Annotated in this window: 32 protein-coding genes; all 32 read right to left on the reverse strand. The window is 37.1% G+C overall.

The genetic code is table 11. The annotated features are described in order from the left end of the window. Positions 1-2 precede the first annotated feature (2 nt). Positions 3-800, reverse strand: a complete 798-nt coding sequence (locus R4146_RS00255; protein WP_339960616.1) for an energy-coupling factor transporter transmembrane component T family protein — start codon at positions 798-800, stop codon at positions 3-5. After that, the gene (locus R4146_RS00260) at positions 790-1,671 is read right to left on the reverse strand and encodes an energy-coupling factor transporter ATPase (protein WP_339959477.1); all 882 of its coding nucleotides are present in this window, start codon (positions 1,669-1,671) and stop codon (positions 790-792) included. The genes R4146_RS00255 and R4146_RS00260 overlap by 11 nt, the downstream gene beginning before the upstream one ends. After that, complete coding sequence (locus R4146_RS00265) at positions 1,641-2,477, reverse strand: energy-coupling factor transporter ATPase (RefSeq protein WP_339959478.1); 837 nt, start codon at positions 2,475-2,477, stop codon at positions 1,641-1,643. The genes R4146_RS00260 and R4146_RS00265 overlap by 31 nt, the downstream gene beginning before the upstream one ends. A gap of 172 nt (positions 2,478-2,649) precedes the next feature. Beyond that, positions 2,650-3,033 (reverse strand): 50S ribosomal protein L17, encoded by a 384-nt coding sequence (rplQ, locus tag R4146_RS00270; protein ID WP_339959479.1) that lies wholly within the window; start codon positions 3,031-3,033, stop codon positions 2,650-2,652. A 17-nt stretch (positions 3,034-3,050) separates the two neighbouring features. Next, a complete protein-coding gene (locus R4146_RS00275) occupies positions 3,051-4,001 on the reverse strand; it encodes a DNA-directed RNA polymerase subunit alpha (protein ID WP_339959480.1) in 951 nt (316 codons plus the stop codon). Between the two features lie 77 nt (positions 4,002-4,078). Beyond that, positions 4,079-4,471: a 30S ribosomal protein S11 gene (rpsK, locus tag R4146_RS00280; RefSeq protein ID WP_219054222.1), complete on the reverse strand. Its 393-nt coding sequence runs from the start codon at positions 4,469-4,471 to the stop codon at positions 4,079-4,081. A gap of 31 nt (positions 4,472-4,502) precedes the next feature. Further along, positions 4,503-4,853: a 30S ribosomal protein S13 gene (rpsM, locus tag R4146_RS00285; protein WP_339959481.1), complete on the reverse strand. Its 351-nt coding sequence runs from the start codon at positions 4,851-4,853 to the stop codon at positions 4,503-4,505. 29 nt (positions 4,854-4,882) lie between these two features. Further along, entirely contained in the window at positions 4,883-4,999 is a 117-nt protein-coding gene (rpmJ, locus tag R4146_RS00290; protein ID WP_219054220.1) for a 50S ribosomal protein L36, read from the reverse strand. A gap of 27 nt (positions 5,000-5,026) precedes the next feature. Further along, a complete protein-coding gene (infA, locus tag R4146_RS00295; protein WP_219054219.1) occupies positions 5,027-5,245 on the reverse strand; it encodes a translation initiation factor IF-1 in 219 nt (72 codons plus the stop codon). Positions 5,246-5,391: 146 nt separating this feature from the next. Continuing rightward, positions 5,392-6,048 (reverse strand): adenylate kinase, encoded by a 657-nt coding sequence (locus R4146_RS00300; RefSeq protein ID WP_339959482.1) that lies wholly within the window; start codon positions 6,046-6,048, stop codon positions 5,392-5,394. Positions 6,049-6,074: 26 nt separating this feature from the next. After that, positions 6,075-7,391: a preprotein translocase subunit SecY gene (gene secY, locus R4146_RS00305; protein ID WP_339959483.1), complete on the reverse strand. Its 1,317-nt coding sequence runs from the start codon at positions 7,389-7,391 to the stop codon at positions 6,075-6,077. After that, positions 7,391-7,822: a 50S ribosomal protein L15 gene (rplO, locus tag R4146_RS00310; protein ID WP_339959484.1), complete on the reverse strand. Its 432-nt coding sequence runs from the start codon at positions 7,820-7,822 to the stop codon at positions 7,391-7,393. The genes secY and rplO overlap by 1 nt, the downstream gene beginning before the upstream one ends. Before the next feature lie 31 nt (positions 7,823-7,853). Next, positions 7,854-8,036, reverse strand: coding sequence for a 50S ribosomal protein L30 (gene rpmD / locus R4146_RS00315; protein ID WP_339959485.1), 183 nt, complete (start codon positions 8,034-8,036; stop codon positions 7,854-7,856). Between the two features lie 14 nt (positions 8,037-8,050). After that, entirely contained in the window at positions 8,051-8,569 is a 519-nt protein-coding gene (gene rpsE, locus R4146_RS00320) for a 30S ribosomal protein S5 (protein ID WP_339959486.1), read from the reverse strand. A gap of 21 nt (positions 8,570-8,590) precedes the next feature. Continuing rightward, positions 8,591-8,947, reverse strand: coding sequence for a 50S ribosomal protein L18 (gene rplR / locus R4146_RS00325; protein ID WP_339959487.1), 357 nt, complete (start codon positions 8,945-8,947; stop codon positions 8,591-8,593). Positions 8,948-9,000: 53 nt separating this feature from the next. Continuing rightward, complete coding sequence (gene rplF / locus R4146_RS00330; RefSeq protein ID WP_339959488.1) at positions 9,001-9,540, reverse strand: 50S ribosomal protein L6; 540 nt, start codon at positions 9,538-9,540, stop codon at positions 9,001-9,003. Positions 9,541-9,568: 28 nt separating this feature from the next. Further along, complete coding sequence (rpsH, locus tag R4146_RS00335) at positions 9,569-9,982, reverse strand: 30S ribosomal protein S8 (protein WP_339959489.1); 414 nt, start codon at positions 9,980-9,982, stop codon at positions 9,569-9,571. Between the two features lie 28 nt (positions 9,983-10,010). Then, positions 10,011-10,196: a type Z 30S ribosomal protein S14 gene (locus R4146_RS00340; RefSeq protein ID WP_339959490.1), complete on the reverse strand. Its 186-nt coding sequence runs from the start codon at positions 10,194-10,196 to the stop codon at positions 10,011-10,013. A gap of 23 nt (positions 10,197-10,219) precedes the next feature. After that, positions 10,220-10,762, reverse strand: coding sequence for a 50S ribosomal protein L5 (rplE, locus tag R4146_RS00345; RefSeq protein ID WP_339959491.1), 543 nt, complete (start codon positions 10,760-10,762; stop codon positions 10,220-10,222). Between the two features lie 28 nt (positions 10,763-10,790). After that, complete coding sequence (gene rplX, locus R4146_RS00350) at positions 10,791-11,099, reverse strand: 50S ribosomal protein L24 (protein ID WP_339959492.1); 309 nt, start codon at positions 11,097-11,099, stop codon at positions 10,791-10,793. A gap of 31 nt (positions 11,100-11,130) precedes the next feature. Next, positions 11,131-11,499, reverse strand: a complete 369-nt coding sequence (gene rplN, locus R4146_RS00355) for a 50S ribosomal protein L14 (RefSeq protein WP_339959493.1) — start codon at positions 11,497-11,499, stop codon at positions 11,131-11,133. Positions 11,500-11,547: 48 nt separating this feature from the next. Then, positions 11,548-11,814 carry a 30S ribosomal protein S17 gene (gene rpsQ / locus R4146_RS00360; RefSeq protein WP_339959495.1) on the reverse strand — a complete coding sequence of 89 codons (267 nt, stop codon included), beginning with the start codon at positions 11,812-11,814 and terminating at the stop codon, positions 11,548-11,550. A 25-nt stretch (positions 11,815-11,839) separates the two neighbouring features. Then, a complete protein-coding gene (gene rpmC / locus R4146_RS00365; protein WP_219054205.1) occupies positions 11,840-12,034 on the reverse strand; it encodes a 50S ribosomal protein L29 in 195 nt (64 codons plus the stop codon). After that, a complete protein-coding gene (rplP, locus tag R4146_RS00370; RefSeq protein WP_339959496.1) occupies positions 12,024-12,455 on the reverse strand; it encodes a 50S ribosomal protein L16 in 432 nt (143 codons plus the stop codon). Before rplP ends, rpmC begins: the two co-directional genes overlap by 11 nt. 2 nt (positions 12,456-12,457) lie before the next feature. Next, positions 12,458-13,174 carry a 30S ribosomal protein S3 gene (gene rpsC, locus R4146_RS00375; RefSeq protein ID WP_339959497.1) on the reverse strand — a complete coding sequence of 239 codons (717 nt, stop codon included), beginning with the start codon at positions 13,172-13,174 and terminating at the stop codon, positions 12,458-12,460. A 12-nt stretch (positions 13,175-13,186) separates the two neighbouring features. Further along, a complete protein-coding gene (gene rplV / locus R4146_RS00380; RefSeq protein WP_339959498.1) occupies positions 13,187-13,534 on the reverse strand; it encodes a 50S ribosomal protein L22 in 348 nt (115 codons plus the stop codon). Positions 13,535-13,551: 17 nt separating this feature from the next. Further along, complete coding sequence (gene rpsS, locus R4146_RS00385; RefSeq protein ID WP_219054201.1) at positions 13,552-13,830, reverse strand: 30S ribosomal protein S19; 279 nt, start codon at positions 13,828-13,830, stop codon at positions 13,552-13,554. 35 nt (positions 13,831-13,865) lie between these two features. Continuing rightward, a complete protein-coding gene (gene rplB, locus R4146_RS00390; protein ID WP_339959499.1) occupies positions 13,866-14,708 on the reverse strand; it encodes a 50S ribosomal protein L2 in 843 nt (280 codons plus the stop codon). A 26-nt stretch (positions 14,709-14,734) separates the two neighbouring features. Beyond that, positions 14,735-15,022 carry a 50S ribosomal protein L23 gene (gene rplW / locus R4146_RS00395; protein ID WP_339959500.1) on the reverse strand — a complete coding sequence of 96 codons (288 nt, stop codon included), beginning with the start codon at positions 15,020-15,022 and terminating at the stop codon, positions 14,735-14,737. Continuing rightward, positions 15,022-15,645 carry a 50S ribosomal protein L4 gene (gene rplD / locus R4146_RS00400; RefSeq protein WP_339959501.1) on the reverse strand — a complete coding sequence of 208 codons (624 nt, stop codon included), beginning with the start codon at positions 15,643-15,645 and terminating at the stop codon, positions 15,022-15,024. The genes rplW and rplD overlap by 1 nt, the downstream gene beginning before the upstream one ends. Positions 15,646-15,662: 17 nt before the next feature. Further along, complete coding sequence (rplC, locus tag R4146_RS00405) at positions 15,663-16,298, reverse strand: 50S ribosomal protein L3 (RefSeq protein ID WP_339959502.1); 636 nt, start codon at positions 16,296-16,298, stop codon at positions 15,663-15,665. Positions 16,299-16,332: 34 nt separating this feature from the next. Next, positions 16,333-16,641, reverse strand: a complete 309-nt coding sequence (rpsJ, locus tag R4146_RS00410; protein ID WP_339959503.1) for a 30S ribosomal protein S10 — start codon at positions 16,639-16,641, stop codon at positions 16,333-16,335. Positions 16,642-16,891 lie beyond the last annotated feature (250 nt).

Raw genomic sequence — 16,891 nt, forward strand, 5'->3', positions numbered from 1 at the left:
TTTCACCTCCTCAAAAGCATTACTAAGATACCAATCAATATAAAGACTAACCAAGTATACCAATCTAAACTGGTCATTTTATAAATATGATAACGAGTTCGATTATCTCCGTCTTGATAACCACGGGCTTCCATCGCTCGACCTAATCCTTCAGCATGCTTAAAGGAGCTAATAAATAACGGTATCAAAATAGGAACCATCTTTTTAGCGCGCGTGAATAGGCCCCCTTCTTTAAAATTAACGCCACGTGAACTTTGGGCCTTTATAATTGTATCAGCTTCATCCATTAGCGTTGGAACAAATCTTAACGCAATTGAAATCATAAGCGAAACCGTATATACGGGAAACTTAACTCTTTTTAGTGGCATTAACAATTTTTCAATTCCAGCAGCAATCGAAAGCGGGTCAGTAGTTAACGTTAAAACAGTTGAAAAAAAGATAATTAACACAAACCGCAAAAAAATGAACCCTGCTGTTTGTAGGCCGTGATTAGTTATTGTAATAAATGCCCATTTAAAAACAACTTGACCACTAGTATCAAATAGCAATTGAATTATTACTGTAAACACAATTACCCATATTAACGGCCTAATTCCGCGAATAAAGAACCGTAATGGTGTCTTTGATACGATGACAGCACCCAGAGCTAAAATAGCTAATATCACATATGTAATCACATTATTTGCAAAAAAAATGATGAATACAAAAAATAGACTTAATAAAATCTTAGATGCTGGATCCATACGGTGAACAATTGAGTTCCCTGGGATGTAACGACCTAACAATAATTTATTCATTATTCTCACTCATTTTAAAATTTATTTGTTTTAATAACATTTGGCTCAATTCATTAGGCGTAATTGGAAAACCATTTAAATGAACGCCCGTTTCAATTAACTTATTAAAAAAATTAACAGTTTCAGGTGCTGTTAAGTGCATTTGTTTTAACAAATCATCATCTTGAAATAAAGAACGCGGGGCTCCATCGAATTTGATTTTACCTTGGTTTAGCACAATTACTCGATTGGCATATTGAGCCACTATCTCCATTTGATGAGTAACCAAAACTACAGTTACATTATGATTAAGACGTAAATCTTCAATTAAATTCATAATTTCAATTTGGCCTTGTGGATCTAAACCAGCAGTTGGTTCATCTAAAATCAATATATCAGGATTACTTGCCAAAACACCTGCAATTGCAACTCGACGCATTTGACCACCTGATAAATCAAAAGGTGAACGATTTAGTAAGGATTCAGGTAGGCCGACCTTCTTAATATTAGTTTTAGCAATTGCATCCAATTGATCATCTTTGGCACCAAAATTTTTGGGACTAAAGACAATATCTTTCGCAACCGTTTCTTCAAATAGTTGATTTTCAGGTTGTTGAAAAACAATCCCAACCTTTTTTCTAGCTTTATAAATATCCTTGGGCTTACTATCATGATTTAAAAAGCTATCTCTCACTTCAACGGAACCAGAGGTTGGTAACAATAAACCATTAATATGTTGAATTAATGTTGATTTCCCGCTTCCAGTATGACCAACTAACGCAATAAAATCATTATCATCAATTTTTAAATTAATATGATCTAACGCAAATGAAGCAAATGGTGTATTCGGTTGATAAATATGATCTACTTCTTTAAATTGAATTCTTTGATCCATTTCAAAAGCGCTCCTTCATCTAAATATTGCTTAGGGACAGCAACGCCAGCCTGATTAAGTAATCGCTTAACTTGTTCAGAATATGGTAATTCTAAGCCCATTTTGATCAAGCGTTTAGGATTACTAAAAATCTCAGTTGGTGTATTTTCATCAACTACTTTACCATCATTTAACACTAAGATGCGATCAGAATATTTTAATTCATTAACATCATGAGTAATGGAAATTATCGTAAGATTAAACTGCTCCTTAAGTTGCTTAATTTTGGTCAATATTTGTTGCTTGCCAAGCGGATCGAGCATATTAGTAGCTTCATCTAAAATAATTATTTGGGGATGAATAGCCATGATTCCAGCCAGTGCAATTCGTTGTTTTTGACCGCCGGATAAATCACTAGGTGCCTTTTGTTTAAAGGATTCCATATCCACCATCTGTAAAACTTGGTTAACAATTGAATGCATCTCATCATAATCAACATTCCGATTTTGTAATCCAAAAGCAATATCGTCTTCAACGGTTGCGCCCACAAACTGATCATCTGGATTCTGAAAAACTAATCCAATCTGATTGCGAATTTCCCAAACACTTTGCTCATTTAATAACATTGAATCCACTTCAATTGAGCCAGATTCTGTTTTAATTAAACCATCTAGTGCACTGACCAAAGTACTTTTTCCACTACCATTGTGACCAATAATTGAAAGCCATTCTCCAGCGTGAACATTAAAGGAAACATCATTTAATGAATATTCATTTGAATCAGGATATTTATATTTTAGATTATTAACTTTAACAATTTCACTCATGATTAACTCCCTTAATTTTAAATCAATAAATTTATGTATAAAAAAATCACTAACAGGTTAGTAATGCATAGGAAAACCTACATTCGAACTAGACTCGGTTACTACCATCATCATAACGTTCTATATTACTAACCCTAGTGATTTCATTAATTATGAAATTATAAACAATTAATTAGTCAACTAATTGCAAAATAACCATTGATGCACCGTCACCACGACGAGGCATGGTCTTGTACATACGAGTGTATCCACCGTTACGGTCGGCATACTTTGGTGCAACTTCATCAAAAAGCTTTTGTAAAGCAGTTTGAACAGTTACAGTGTCTCCGTCGGCTTTAGCATCAGCAATAACATTTTGTAAAAATGTAGCAGCTTTACGACGAGCACTAAGATCACCACGTTTACCAAGAGTAATCATTTTATCAGTGGTTGAACGAACTTCTTTAGCACGTGCTTCAGTTGTCTTAATTTGACCATTGATTAATAAATCAGTAGTTAAATTACGAAGCAATGAGCGACGATGAGCACTTGTGCGTTGTAATTTACGGTAACTCATATCTGGATATCCTCCTTTTAATCTTCTTTACGTAGAGATAAACCTAAGTTATTTAACTTGATTTTTACTTCATCAAGTGACTTACGACCTAAGTTACGAACCTTCATCATGTCGGCTTCACTTTTATCAGTAAGTTCTTGAACAGTATTGATCCCTGCACGCTTTAGACAATTGTAAGAACGAACGGAAAGATCCAATTCTTCAATCGTCATTTCTAACATCTTTTCCTTATGTGTTTCTTCTTTTTCAACCATTACCTTTGTATTCTTAGCTTCATCGGTAAGGTCAACAAACATATTAAGGTGATCAGATAGAATTTTAGCAGCTAAACTAACTGCTTCACTAGGTGACATAGAACCATTAGTCCATACATCTAATGTAAGCTTATCATAGTCTGCTTTGTGACCAACCCGTGCATTTTCAACTTGGTAATTAACACGTTCGATTGGGGTATAAATGGAATCAACTGGCAAAACACCGATTGGCATTCCTTCGTTCCGTTCTTTATTTTCATCAGCAGAAACATATCCACGTCCCTTATTTGCAGTTAAGCGCATATGGAAAGTAGTACCTTCTGCAACCGTAGCAATGTGTAAATCTTTATTTAAGATTTCAACATCTGAATCAGCTTCAATATCACCAGCGGTAACATTAGTAGGCCCAGTAACATTAATTTCAAAAGACTTTTCAACATCATCAGGACCGTCAATTTTCAAATTAATTTTCTTAACATTAAGAATAACTTGAGTGACATCTTCCACAACACCCTTAATAGTGGAGAATTCATGCAAGACATCATCGATTTGAACACTAGTAATCGCAGCACCAGGTAAAGATGAAAGTAAAATTCTTCTTAAAGAATTACCAAGGGTTGTTCCATAACCACGTTCTAATGGTTCTACAACAACTTCACCATAGTTATCGGTTTCATCAATTTTATGAATATCAGGCTTTTCAAATTCAATCATTCTTATCTTCTACCCCTTTCAAGCGTTACGAGTCAATAAAAGTCTATTTCCGTTAACCAAATAACGGACATATAACCTTAAACCCGACGACGCTTTGGAGGACGAGATCCGTTATGAGGAACTGGAGTTACATCACGAATAGCTGAAACTTCCAAACCAGTTGATTGAAGAGCACGAATAGCTGATTCACGACCTGAACCAGGACCCTTAACAGCTACTTCAACAGTCTTCATACCATGTTCCATTGAAGTCTTTGCAGCAGCTTCAGCAGCCATTTGAGCAGCAAATGGAGTTGACTTACGGCTTCCACGGAAACCTAAAGCACCAGCTGAAGACCAAGCAATTGCATTACCTTGAACATCAGTGATCATTACTAAAGTGTTATTGAATGTTGAGTGAATATGTGCAACACCAGATTCAATATTTTTCTTTACACGACGCTTACGTGTATTTCTTTTCTTAGTTGCCATGAGAATTATTTACCTCCTTTTAAAGATATTTTTACTTAGTACCCTTTTTACCCTTACGAGTACGAGCATTGTTCTTAGTGTGTTGACCTCTAACAGGTAAACCACGACGGTGACGCATTCCACGATATGAACCAATTTCTTGTAATAACTTGATGTTCATACTTACTTCACGACGTAAGTCACCTTCAATTTTGTAATTGTCAACAACTTCACGAATCTTATCTTCTTGGTCAGGAGTTAAGTCACGAACACGAATATCTTCAGAAACGTTAGCCTTTGAAAGAATTTCTTGTGATCTTGACTTACCGATACCAAAAATGTAAGTTAAACCGATTACGATACGTTTATCACGTGGTAAATCAATTCCAGCGATACGAGCCATTAAATCCACCTCCTATTTATATAATATAATTACTTACCTTGACGTTGTTTGTGCTTAGGGTTAGTACAAATAACCATAACACGGCCTTTACGTCTGATAACTTTACAATTTTCACACATTGGTTTTACTGATGGACGTACTTTCATTCTAATTGCCTCCTAAACAAACAAAAATTACTTAAAACGGTAAGTAATTCGACCCTTGGTTAAATCATATGGAGATAATTCCACAGTAACCTTGTCACCAGGCAAGATTCGAATATAGTGCATCCGAATTTTACCAGAGACATGAGCCAAGATATCATGACCGTTTTCTAATTCAACACGAAACATTGCATTAGGTAAAGTTTCAAGAACTTTACCTTCAACTTCAATGACATTATCTTTAGACAAAGAAAAATCCTCCTAAAAAATTTATAGATTTTTATTAGTGCACATAAAAGACACACTAAACTCTCAAGCCTATATACATAGGATAGTTTAGCACACAAAACGGAACTGAACAATTTATATCAACAATAAATTGATACCATGAGAGACTATACCGTAAATTGATCAAGAATTTTTACAATATCTTTAGTAACATCTTCAATTGATTGATTACCATCAACAGTGAATAAAATATTTTTACTCTTGTAAAAATCAATTAATGGTGTATTCATCTTAATGTTAACATCTAAACGATTCTTAACTGTTTCAGGTTTGTCATCACTACGTTGATAAAATTCATGTCCGCCACAAACATCACAAGTGTTTTTTACCTTAGGCATTTTGTAAAGCTTATGATAAGTAGCACCACAATTCTTACAAATAAAACGTCCAGACAATCTTTCAACCAATGTATCAGGATTAACATCAATGTTAATTACTGCATCCAAAGGTTTATTAAGATCACTTGTGATTTCTTCTAAATTATTTGCTTGTTGTAAGGTACGAGGGAATCCATCTAACATGTATCCCTTATTAGTATCATCTTCTGATAAACGATCTTTAACAATTCCAGATGTAACATCATCAGGAACTAAATCACCTTTATCGATGTACTTTTTAGCTTCAACTCCCATAGGAGTTTGATCTTTAATTGCAGCTCGGAAAATGTCACCAGTTGAAATGTGAGGAATTCCATAACGGTCTACAATATATTTAGCTTGCGTACCTTTACCAGCACCAGGTAATCCCATTAAAATAAGATTCATTGACATAATCGATATCCCCTTTAATTTTACAAATCAGTAGGTCTTGGGTTTTTAATAAATCCGACGTATTCACGCTTCATCATTAATCCCTTAATTTGTCTAATTGCTTCAATTGCAACACCGACAACGATTAGTAAACTAGTACCACCGAGTCCAACTGACTCACTCAAATTCCAAACGTTTTGAGCAATAAGTGGAATTAAAGCAACAATTCCTAAGAAAACAGAACCAACTGTACTTAAACGCATTAATAATTTAGAAACATAAGTTTGAGTTTCATTACCTGGCCAAACTCCAGGAATATAACTACCTTGCTTTTGTAAATTCTCAGCAAGTTTTTCTGGATTGACCTGAACGAAAGCATAGAAGAAAGTAAAGACAACAATCAACAAAGTATATAATATTGAGCCATAAATTGACTGCATATTAAAAATTTGTGACATTATCTGATACCAAGTGTCGTTTGCATGATTATTCGCAAAATAAATTAAAATCGTTTGCGGAGTCGAAATAAACGAACTAGCAAAGATAACTGGAATAACACCAGCAACGTTAACCTTCAATGGTAGATAACTACTATCACTTGAACTAGAAACCCGTCTTGTATATTGAATAGGGATTCTTCGTTCAGCTTGTTGAACCCAGGTAACGAAAGTAACAATAATTAAAACAGCGACAAGGATTGCAGCTAAGAAAGCGATTCCTTGCCATAAACCAGATCCACTTTCACCCACAATATAATCAGTATATAGTTGTTGGATTCCAACTGGAATTCTTGCAACAATACCTGCAAAGATAATCATGGAAACACCTTGACCAATTCCTCGATCAGTAATCATGTCTCCCATCCAGGTTGTTAACATTGAACCACCGGTTAGAATAATACCGATACTTACATAAGTTCCAACTCCAGGGTTCTTAACTAAGTTCAAACTACTTAAAGTATTAAACCCAGCCGTGATACCAACTGATTGAATAAATGCAAGTACAACGGTCATAATTCTAGTAACCTGATTTAATTTACGCCGACCAACTTCACCTTGTTTACCCCATTCCACAAACTTGGGAACGATATCCATTTGGAGAAGTTGAACCACGATTTGAGCAGTAATATACGGTGAAACACCCATAGCGAAGATGGAGTAGTTTGTTAATCCACCACCACTAAAGGTGTTTAAAATGCTAACCAATCCAGAAGATGAAACGCTTTGAAGTGCCTTAGCGTTTATACCAGGTACAGTAATAAATGAACCAAGTCTAAATACAATCAGGACTCCTAAAGTAAATAGAATCTTATTTCTAATATCCTTTATCTTAAAAGCGTTCGTTAAGGTTGATAGCATTAGATCACCTCAATTTTACCGCCGGCATTTTCAATTGCTGATTGGGCTGACTTAGAGAACTTGTTAGCCTTAACAGTCAATTTTTTAGTTAAATCGCCTTCGCCAAGAATCTTAATTCCGAACTTAACGTTCTTAACTAAACCAGCATCTGCAAGGGAATCAGGAGTAACTTCTGCACCATCATCAAATGTGTTTAATGATGATAAGTTAACAACTGCATATTCCTTACGGTTAATGTTAGAGAAACCACGTTTTGGCATTTGACGGTAAAGAGGCATTTGCCCACCTTCAAAACCTAAACGAGTCTTGCTACGAGCTTTTTGACCTTTTTGTCCACGACCAGCAGTCTTACCTTTACTTCCGCGACCACGACCAATTCTTGATCTTGATGAACGTGAACCTTCAGCAGCTTTTAATTCATTTAACTTCATTAAAAGTACACCTCCTTATTAAATAGATAAATTACTTAACTTGTTCAACTTTAACTAAATGTGCGATTTTGAATAAAGCACCACGAACGGCTTCGTTATCTGGCTTAACAACCGTACTGTTGATACGGTGAAGGCCAAGTGATTCAACGATTTTACGTTGTTTTGGGAGACGGTGCGTTGCACTGTGAGCTAAAGTAATTTTTAATTGAGCCATCTTTAAACTCCTCCTTATTCTGCTAAGTGTTGAGCAGAAACACCACGTAAAGCAGAAACTTCTTCTGCACTCTTCAATGAAATTAATCCTTCAAAAGTTGCACGAACAGAGTTAATTGGTGTATCTGAACCTAGACGCTTACTAGTAACATCATCGACTCCAGCCAATTCCATAACGGCACGAACAGCACCACCAGCGGCAACTCCAGAACCTTCAACGGCTGGCTTCAACATGATCTTTCCACCACCGTAAACACCAACAACTTCGTGTGGAATAGTAGTTCCAACGATTGGTACTTCGATTAAGTTCTTACGAGCATCATCAACGGCTTTACGAATAGCTTCTGGAACTTCTTGAGCTTTACCAGTACCGAAACCAACGTGTCCATTTCTGTCACCAACAATAACTAAAGCAGCGAAACGTAGACGACGTCCACCTTTAACAACTTTGGTAATCCGATTAATAGCAACAACATTATCTTCAAGTTCTAACTTGCTTGCATCAATTTGGTTCGGACGAATTTTTTTAGCCATGTGTTGTCAATTCCTCCTTTATTAGAATTCTAGTCCATTTTCACGAGCAGCATCTGCCAAGGCTTGAACACGGCCATGGTATAGATATCCACCACGATCAAATACAACATTTTTAACGTTCTTCTTAGCTGCACGTTCTGCAACTAATTTACCCACGATCTTAGCTTGGTCAGTCTTGTTACCACCACTAACTTCACTATCGAGAGTTGAGGCACTAGCAAGCGTCACACCCTCTACATCATCAATAATTTGAGCGTAGATGTTTTTGTTAGAACGGAAAACGTTCAAGCGTGGGCACTCGGCAGTACCAGAAATCTTATTACGGACACGTAAATGACGACGTTGACGTGTCTTGTTTTTATCTGGTTTAGAAATCAAAATAGTCACCTCTAATTTTTAATTATTAGCAAAAATAATAAGTAATAATAATATTACTTACCAGTTTTACCTTCCTTACGACGAACATATTCGTCTTCGTAACGGATACCCTTACCTTTGTATGGTTCAGGTGAACGTACGGCACGAATCTTAGCAGCAAAATCACCAACGTGTTGTTTGTTAATTCCACTGATGTTAATAGTTGTATTGTCAGGTACTTGAAGTTCTAGATCTTCAGGTACTTCCATTTCAACTGGGTTTGAGTAACCAACATTAAGAATTAAAGTCTTACCCTTTAATTGAGTACGGTATCCAACCCCAACAAGTTTTAAGGTCTTCTTGAAACCATTAGAAACCCCTTCAACAAGGTTATTAAAGTTAGCACGCATAGTACCGTGCATAGCACGTACCTTATCAGTGTAACGAACCTTAGGTTCAAAAGTTACAATGTTGTCTTCAACTTTAATACCGATCATTGGTGAAAGAGTAGTAGATAATGTACCCTTAGGACCCTTAACAGTTAACTTGTCATCTTCTTGACTGAATTCAACCTTTTCAGGTAATTCAACCTTTTTATAACCAATACGACTCAAAATTACACCTCCAATACTTTAAAAAATTTTACCAAACGTAAGCTAATACTTCTCCACCAATCTTCTTGGCACGAGCTTCTTTATCGGTAATAACACCTTCTGATGTTGAAATAATCGCAATTCCTAAACCATTTAAAACCTTAGGAACAGATCGTGAGTCAACATATGAACGTAAACCAGGCTTGGAAATACGCTTCAAACCAGTAATAACACGACGATTATTACGACCATCCTTATCCTTACCATACTTTAAGAAAATACGGATAACGCCTTGTTTGTCATCTTCGATGTATTCAACATCGCGAACAAAACCTTCGCGCTTAAGGATTTCAGCGATGGCACGTTTAATTTTTGATGCAGGAGCTTCAACTGATTCGTGACGAGCCATGTTGGCGTTACGAACACGAGTTAATAAGTCTGCAATTGGATCTGTCATAGACATAAACGATAAGCCTCCCTTTATTTTATTTTTACCAGCTAGCTTTCTTCATACCAGGAATTTGACCCTTGTGGGCTAAATCACGGATACAAATACGGCATAAATGGAATTTTCTGTAAACAGAGTGAGGACGTCCACAGCGTTCACATCTTGTGTAGTTTTGAGTTGAGAACTTTGCAGGACGATTTGCTTTTAAAACTAATGCTTTTCTAGCCAATATAAAGCCTCCCTATATATTCACTATTTAGTGAATGGCATTCCAAATTGAGTTAATAGTTCTTTTGATTCTTCGTCACTATTAGCAGTTGTAACAATAACGATATCTAAACCACGAACACGGTTAACGTTATCGTAGTTAATTTCTGGGAAAATTAATTGTTCACGAACACCTAAAGTGTAGTTTCCACGACCATCAAATGACTTCTTGCTAACACCATGGAAATCACGAACACGTGGAAGTGAAACATTGATTAATTTATCTAAGAATTCGTACATCCGTTGGCCACGTAAGGTAACCTTAGCACCAATTGACATACCTTCACGTAATCTGAATCCGGCAATTGATTTCTTAGCCTTTGTAACTAAAGGCTTTTGACCAGAGATCAATGCTAATTCTGCTACGGCTTCATCTAAGTTCTTAGCGTTGGTAACAGCGTCACCAACACCCATGTTTAAAACAATCTTATCAAGCTTAGGTGCTTGCATGATTGATGAGTAGTTAAATTTGTCAACTAATGATTTTGAAATTTCATTAGTGTATTTATCTTGTAAGCGACTTGGCATAAAAGTGATATCCTCCCTTCGTCAAATATTAATCTAATGAGTAGTTAGTCTTCTTTGAGTAACGAACTTTCTTTCCGTTATCTTCTCTGATACCAATCTTAGTTGGTTCATTGTTAGAAGGGTCAATAATCATAACATTAGAAACATGAATTGGTGCTTCAACATCGTTAATTCCACCTTGTGGATTGTTTTGAGAAGCTTTTTGATGCTTCTTAACGATGTTAACACCTTCAACTACTACGCGATCTTTTGAGGCAATAGTCTTAGTAACAGTTCCTTCTTTACCCTTGTCTTTTCCACTGATTACACGAACTTTGTCACCAGTTTTAATTAACATTATACGGCACCTCCTTGGCGTTTAGTAGTGATTATAGTGTTTCAGGAGCTAGTGAAACGATCTTCATGAAGTTACTGTCACGTAGTTCACGAGCAACAGGTCCGAAAATACGAGTTCCACGAGGGCTCTTGTCATCATTAACGATAACTGCAGCGTTTTCATCAAAACGAATGTATGAACCATCTTTACGACGGGAAACAGACTTAGTTCTAACGATAACAGCCTTAACAACGTCACCCTTTTTGACAACGCCACCTGGTGTTGCTTGTTTTACAGTAGCAACAATAATATCACCGATACCTGCGTATCTTCTGCTTGATCCACCTAAAACCTTAATGGTTAAAATTTCACGAGCACCAGAGTTATCAGCAACTTTCAAACGACTTTCTTGTTGAATCACGGTAAAATCCTCCCTTCATAGTTGGATCATTAGAATACGATAAAATGATTAGATAATAACAGCTTTCTTAATAATCTTAACTAAACGGAAATGCTTAGTAGCTGATAATGGCCGAGTTTCCATGATTTCAACGATGTCGCCCATCTTAGCTTCATTCTTTTCATCATGTGCCTTGTATTTCTTTGAATACTTAACTCGCTTACCGTAAGTTGAATGAGTCTTAGTAGTTTCAACAATTACAGAAATGGTTTTGTCCATCTTGTCAGAAACAACACGACCACGGTATACCTTGCGTTCATTACGTTCTTCGCTCATGTATAAACCTCCTTTTATCGTATTCTTACTTGTTTAATTCTTTTTGACGAAGTGCAGTTTTAATACGTGCAATGTTCTTACGAACTTGTTTTAATCTTGCAGTATTTTCCAATTGTCCGGTAGCCAATTGGAAACGAAGGTTAAACAATTCTTCCTTGTAACCTTGTTCTTTTTCGTGCATTTGATCAGTGGTTAATTCATTAATTTCTTTAGCCTTCATTTGATTCGCCACCTACTTCCTTTTTAACAATCTTAGTACGTACAGGAAGCTTCATTGCAGCTAAACGTAAAGCTTCTTTGGCAACTTCATCAGAAGTTTCTCCAACTTCAAATAAAACCTTACCACGTTTAACGGGTGCAACCCATCCAGCAGGAGCACCTTTACCATTACCCATACGAACTCCGACACCTTTTTCAGTATATGATTTGTGAGGGAAAATCTTAATCCAAACTTTCCCACCACGCTTCATGTAACGAGTGATAGCAATACGACAAGCTTCAATTTGTCTATTGGTAATCCAATGTGAATCTAATGATTGTAAACCGTAACTACCGAAAGCTACTGACTTACCACCCTTAGCGTGACCACGAAGTTTACCACGGTGTTGACGGCGGTATTTTACACGTTTTGGTACTAGCATGCTTATTCCCCTCCTTTACGATTATTATTACGGCGGTTATTACGACGGTTGTTATTGTTGTTAGCAGGAATATCATTGTTAACAGCAGCTTGGCCTGGTAAAACTTCACCACGGTAGATCCAAGTCTTAACACCGATAGCACCGTAAGTAGTGTGTGCTTCTTCCCATGAATAGTCAATATCAGCACGTAGAGTATGCAATGGAACAGTACCTTCAGCATATGATTCGATACGAGCCATATCAGCACCATTCAAACGACCAGCAACTTGAGTCTTAATACCCTTAGCTCCTGAACGAACACTACGTTGCATTGATTGACGCATAGCACGACGGAATGCAACACGACCTTCTAGTTGACGAGCAATGTTTTCACCAACAAGGATAGCATCTAAATCAGGTTTCTTGATTTCGATGATGTTGATGTGAACACGCTTACCAGTTAATGAATTTAATTGTTTACGAAGACTTTCAACTTCAGATCCACCCTTACCAATAACCATACCAGGTTTTGCAGTGTGGATAGAAACGTTAACACGCTTTGCGGCACGTTCAATTTCTACAGTAGAAACAGAAGCATCAGCAAGTCTTTCTGCGATATATTTACGGATTTGAAGATCTTCTTTAAGATTAGCAGCAAAATCTTTTTCAGCATACCATTTTGCTTCCCAATCGCGAATGATCCCTACACGAAATCCGTTTGGATTTACTTTATGACCCACGCGTTATACCTCCTATTTTTCAGTTACTACGACAGTGATGTGACTAGTTCTCTTGTTAATTGGTGAAGCAGAACCTTTGGCACGAGGACGGAAACGTTTTAAAGTTGGTCCTTCGTTAACGTAAGCTTCACTTACAACTAAGTCTTCACGATCTAAATCAAAATTATTTTCTGCATTTGCTACAGCTGACATAAGAACCTTTGATACAACTGGAGAAGCTCCTCTTGGAGTAAACTTCAAAATTGCACTGGCTTCTGCCACGCTTTTACCTCTAATAAGATCAACTACAAGGCGGACCTTACGAGCGGCAATACGAACAGTTCTTGCAGTAGCTTTTGCTGATGTAACTTGTTCAGCCATTTATTAATCCTCCTTGCTTAGACAGTTTTCTTATCGTCACCCTTAGCGTGACCGTGGAAAGTACGGGTTGGTACGAATTCACCAAGCTTATGTCCTACCATGTCTTCTTGAACATAAACTGGTACATGTCTTCTCCCGTTATAAACAGCAATCGTGTACCCAATGAAGCTTGGGAAAATAGTTGACCGACGAGACCAAGTCTTAATTACTGACTTCTTTTCAGAGTCTTTTTGAGCATCAATCTTCTTTAAAAGACTGGCATCAGCGAATGGTCCCTTCTTTAAACTACGACTCATTATAAAACCTCCCTTACAATTTCATCTTTCATGAATTACATCTTTGAACCTTTACGACGACGAACAATCATCTTGTTGGAACGAGCGTTCTTAGAACGAGTCTTCTTACCAACAGTCTTCTTGTGCCATGGTGATAATGGAGATGGGTAACCAACTGGAGCTTTACCTTCCCCACCACCATGAGGGTGATCATTAGGGTTCATTACAGAACCACGAACATGTGGACGTTGACCTTTGTAACGAGTACGTCCGGCCTTACCAACATTAACTAATTCGTGTTCTTCGTTACCAACACTACCAATAGTAGCACGGTTAACAGAAAGAATCATACGAACTTCACCAGATGATAACTTAACTAATGAATACTTTCCATCGTTACCTAATAATTGAGCTGAAGTACCAGCGGAACGAACTAATTGTCCACCCTTACCTGGCTTCAATTCGATATTATGAATAACAGTTCCAACTGGAATGTTCTTTAATGGTAATGCATTACCAGTCTTGATATCAGCATTTACACCTGATTCAACCTTATCTCCAACCTTAAGTCCCTTAGGAGCAAGGATGTAAGATTTAGTACCGTCAGCATATACTAATAAAGCGATATTAGCAGTACGGTTTGGATCGTATTGAATTGACTTTACAGTAGCCATAACATCATCTTTGTTACGCTTAAAGTCGATAATACGGTATTGGTTCTTGTTACCACCACCACGATGACGAACAGTCATGCGGCCTGAGTTATTACGACCAGCTTGGTGCTTTTTAGAAGCCAAAAGTGACTTTTCTGGCTTTTGATCAGTAATTGATTCCTTATAGTTAAGGCTAGTCATATTACGACGACCATTACTGGTTGGTTTGTACTTTTTAAGTGCCAAAGTATTCCCCTCCTATTTTATATATTTTATTTGTCGCTAAATAATTGAATTTCTTTTGAATCGTCAGATAGAGTAACGATGGCCTTACGGCGCTTCTTAGTGTAACCAACGAATGATCCTTGGCGTTTCTTCTTACCCTTAAGATTCATAATGTTAACTTTAACAACCTTAACATCAAAGATGTCTTGGATTGCCTTCTTAACTTGAGTCTTTGTTGCCCGTACGTCTACATCAAATGTGTAACGTTTGTCATCCATCAAAGCAGTAGTTGCTTCGGTGATAACTGGACGTAAAATGATATCGCGTGATTCCATTATGCGAGCACCTCCTCTACTTGAGAAAGAGCAGCCTTAGTGATAACAACTTTGTCACTGTGAGCAACATCTAAAGTGTTAACACTCTTAGCAGTAATTACAGTAACGTTTTCTAAGTTACGTGCTGATAAAGCAACGTTTTCGTTACCATCTTCTAAAACAACTAATGTCTTAGTAGTAGCATCCAAGTTCTTTAATAAGTTGTTGAATTCCTTAGTTTTAGGAGCACTAAATGCTAATGAATCTACAACAACGAAGTTATCGTTAGCAACCTTTTCAGAAAGAACAGATTTAACAGCTAAACGAGTAACTTTCTTTGGAAGGTGGTATGCGTATGAACGAGGAGTTGGTCCGAAAACGATTCCACCTCCACGGAATTGTGGTGAACGGATAGAACCTTGACGAGCACGACCAGTTCCTTTTTGACGCCATGGCTTCTTACCACCACCGCGAACGGCACTTCTGTTTTTAACAGCATGAGTACCTTGGCGTTGTGATGCGCGTTGCATAGTAATAGTATCAAATACAACACTATCATTTGGTTCGATGTTAAAAATGGCATCATTTAAGTCGATGTTTCCATTTTTGCTACCATCTTGTTTGTATAAAGCTACGCTTGTCATTTATTGTTCCTCCTTTCTTATTTTTTAGATCCACGAGCAGCAGATCTAATTACTAATAGTGATTTGTTAGCACCAGGAACGTTACCCTTAACAAGGATTACGTTGTTTTCAGTGTCAGCCTTTACGACTTCAAGGTTTTGAATAGTAACAGTGTTGTTACCCATACGGCCTGGAAGCTTCATACCCTTAACAACACGGTTAATGATAGAACCTAATGAACCAGGACGACGGTGGTATCTAGAACCATGAGTTTCTGGTCCACGTGATTGACCATCTTTATGAATGTTACCTTGGTATCCATGACCCTTTGAGATACCTGTAACATCAACGATGTCACCTGCTTGGAAGACATCTGCCTTTACTTCATCTGATACATTGTAATCACCAAGCTCAACATCTCTAATTTCTTTAATGAAGCGCTTAGGATTAGTCTTTGCTTTTGCTGCATGACCTTTTTCTGGTTTGTTTGAGCGAACTGCTCGCTTGTCGTCGAAACCAACTTGAATTGCTTCGTAACCATCATTTTCCATGGTCTTCTTTTGCAAAACAACGTTAGGAGTAACATCAACAACAGTTACTGGCATTAATTCGCCAGATTCGTTGAATACTTGAGTCATTCCGACTTTTTTACCTAAGATTCCTTTTTTGGTCATGAGTACACCTCCGATATTATTGTATTTCTAAAAATTATAGTTTGATTTCGATATCTACACCACTTGGTAGATCAAGTTTCATTAATGAATCAACAGTCTTAGGTGTTGGATTCAAGATATCGATTAAACGTTTGTGAGTTAACATTTCGAATTGTTCACGAGCCTTCTTAAACTTATGTGGTGAAGCTAAAAGAGTGTAAACAGTCCGATCAGTAGGCAATGGAATTGGACCAGAAATGTTGGCACCAGTTCTTTGAGCCGTTGCGACAATCTTTTCAGCAGATTGATCTAAAATGCGGTGTTCATAAGCCTTTAATCGAATACGAATTTTTTGTTTTGCCATTGTATTCCCTCCTTCGTCTATTTTAAAAATAAGACTAACTCCGTGAAAGTTCCCGACACACCATCATGGCAAAGCATCCGGGTGTGCCGCAATCTCTCACATCATTGCTATCATCTGTCCTGTGATTAGGGTATAACAACCCCTCAAAAATCAGTACTTAACTATAATACCCGATTCACGCTATAGTTTCAAGGGTTTCGCGTAATTTATTTTAAAATAAAGCACTCAATTAAATACATTAAAATTATTT

The sequence above is a fragment of the Nicoliella lavandulae genome (assembly GCF_037546185.1).
GTDB classification, from domain to species: Bacteria; Bacillota; Bacilli; order Lactobacillales; family Lactobacillaceae; genus Nicoliella; species Nicoliella lavandulae.

Bases quoted from the DNA above. Each gene is read 5' to 3' on its own strand.
- R4146_RS00260 (WP_339959477.1), bottom strand. From the start codon at position 1,671: ATGGATCAAAGAATTCAATTTAAAGAAGTAGATCATATTTATCAACCG.
- R4146_RS00265 (WP_339959478.1), bottom strand. From the start codon at position 2,477: ATGAGTGAAATTGTTAAAGTTAATAATCTAAAATATAAATATCCTGAT.
- rplQ (WP_339959479.1), bottom strand. From the start codon at position 3,033: ATGAGTTACCGTAAATTACAACGCACAAGTGCTCATCGTCGCTCATTG.
- R4146_RS00275 (WP_339959480.1), bottom strand. From the start codon at position 4,001: ATGATTGAATTTGAAAAGCCTGATATTCATAAAATTGATGAAACCGAT.
- rpsK (WP_219054222.1), bottom strand. From the start codon at position 4,471: ATGGCAACTAAGAAAAGAAATACACGTAAGCGTCGTGTAAAGAAAAAT.
- rpsM (WP_339959481.1), bottom strand. From the start codon at position 4,853: ATGGCTCGTATCGCTGGAATTGATTTACCACGTGATAAACGTATCGTA.
- rpmJ (WP_219054220.1), bottom strand. From the start codon at position 4,999: ATGAAAGTACGTCCATCAGTAAAACCAATGTGTGAAAATTGTAAAGTT.
- R4146_RS00300 (WP_339959482.1), bottom strand. From the start codon at position 6,048: ATGAATCTTATTTTAATGGGATTACCTGGTGCTGGTAAAGGTACGCAA.
- secY (WP_339959483.1), bottom strand. From the start codon at position 7,391: ATGCTATCAACCTTAACGAACGCTTTTAAGATAAAGGATATTAGAAAT.
- rplO (WP_339959484.1), bottom strand. From the start codon at position 7,822: ATGAAGTTAAATGAATTAAAAGCTGCTGAAGGTTCACGTTCATCAAGA.
- rpmD (WP_339959485.1), bottom strand. From the start codon at position 8,036: ATGGCTCAATTAAAAATTACTTTAGCTCACAGTGCAACGCACCGTCTC.
- rpsE (WP_339959486.1), bottom strand. From the start codon at position 8,569: ATGGCTAAAAAAATTCGTCCGAACCAAATTGATGCAAGCAAGTTAGAA.
- rpsH (WP_339959489.1), bottom strand. From the start codon at position 9,982: ATGTCTATGACAGATCCAATTGCAGACTTATTAACTCGTGTTCGTAAC.
- rplE (WP_339959491.1), bottom strand. From the start codon at position 10,762: ATGCCAAGTCGCTTACAAGATAAATACACTAATGAAATTTCAAAATCA.
- rplX (WP_339959492.1), bottom strand. From the start codon at position 11,099: ATGTTAATTAAAACTGGTGACAAAGTTCGTGTAATCAGTGGAAAAGAC.
- rpsQ (WP_339959495.1), bottom strand. From the start codon at position 11,814: ATGAGCGAAGAACGTAATGAACGCAAGGTATACCGTGGTCGTGTTGTT.
- rpmC (WP_219054205.1), bottom strand. From the start codon at position 12,034: ATGAAGGCTAAAGAAATTAATGAATTAACCACTGATCAAATGCACGAA.
- rplP (WP_339959496.1), bottom strand. From the start codon at position 12,455: ATGCTAGTACCAAAACGTGTAAAATACCGCCGTCAACACCGTGGTAAA.
- rplV (WP_339959498.1), bottom strand. From the start codon at position 13,534: ATGGCTGAACAAGTTACATCAGCAAAAGCTACTGCAAGAACTGTTCGT.
- rpsS (WP_219054201.1), bottom strand. From the start codon at position 13,830: ATGAGTCGTAGTTTAAAGAAGGGACCATTCGCTGATGCCAGTCTTTTA.
- rplW (WP_339959500.1), bottom strand. From the start codon at position 15,022: ATGGAATCACGCGATATCATTTTACGTCCAGTTATCACCGAAGCAACT.
- rplD (WP_339959501.1), bottom strand. From the start codon at position 15,645: ATGACAAGCGTAGCTTTATACAAACAAGATGGTAGCAAAAATGGAAAC.
- rplC (WP_339959502.1), bottom strand. From the start codon at position 16,298: ATGACCAAAAAAGGAATCTTAGGTAAAAAAGTCGGAATGACTCAAGTA.
- rpsJ (WP_339959503.1), bottom strand. From the start codon at position 16,641: ATGGCAAAACAAAAAATTCGTATTCGATTAAAGGCTTATGAACACCGC.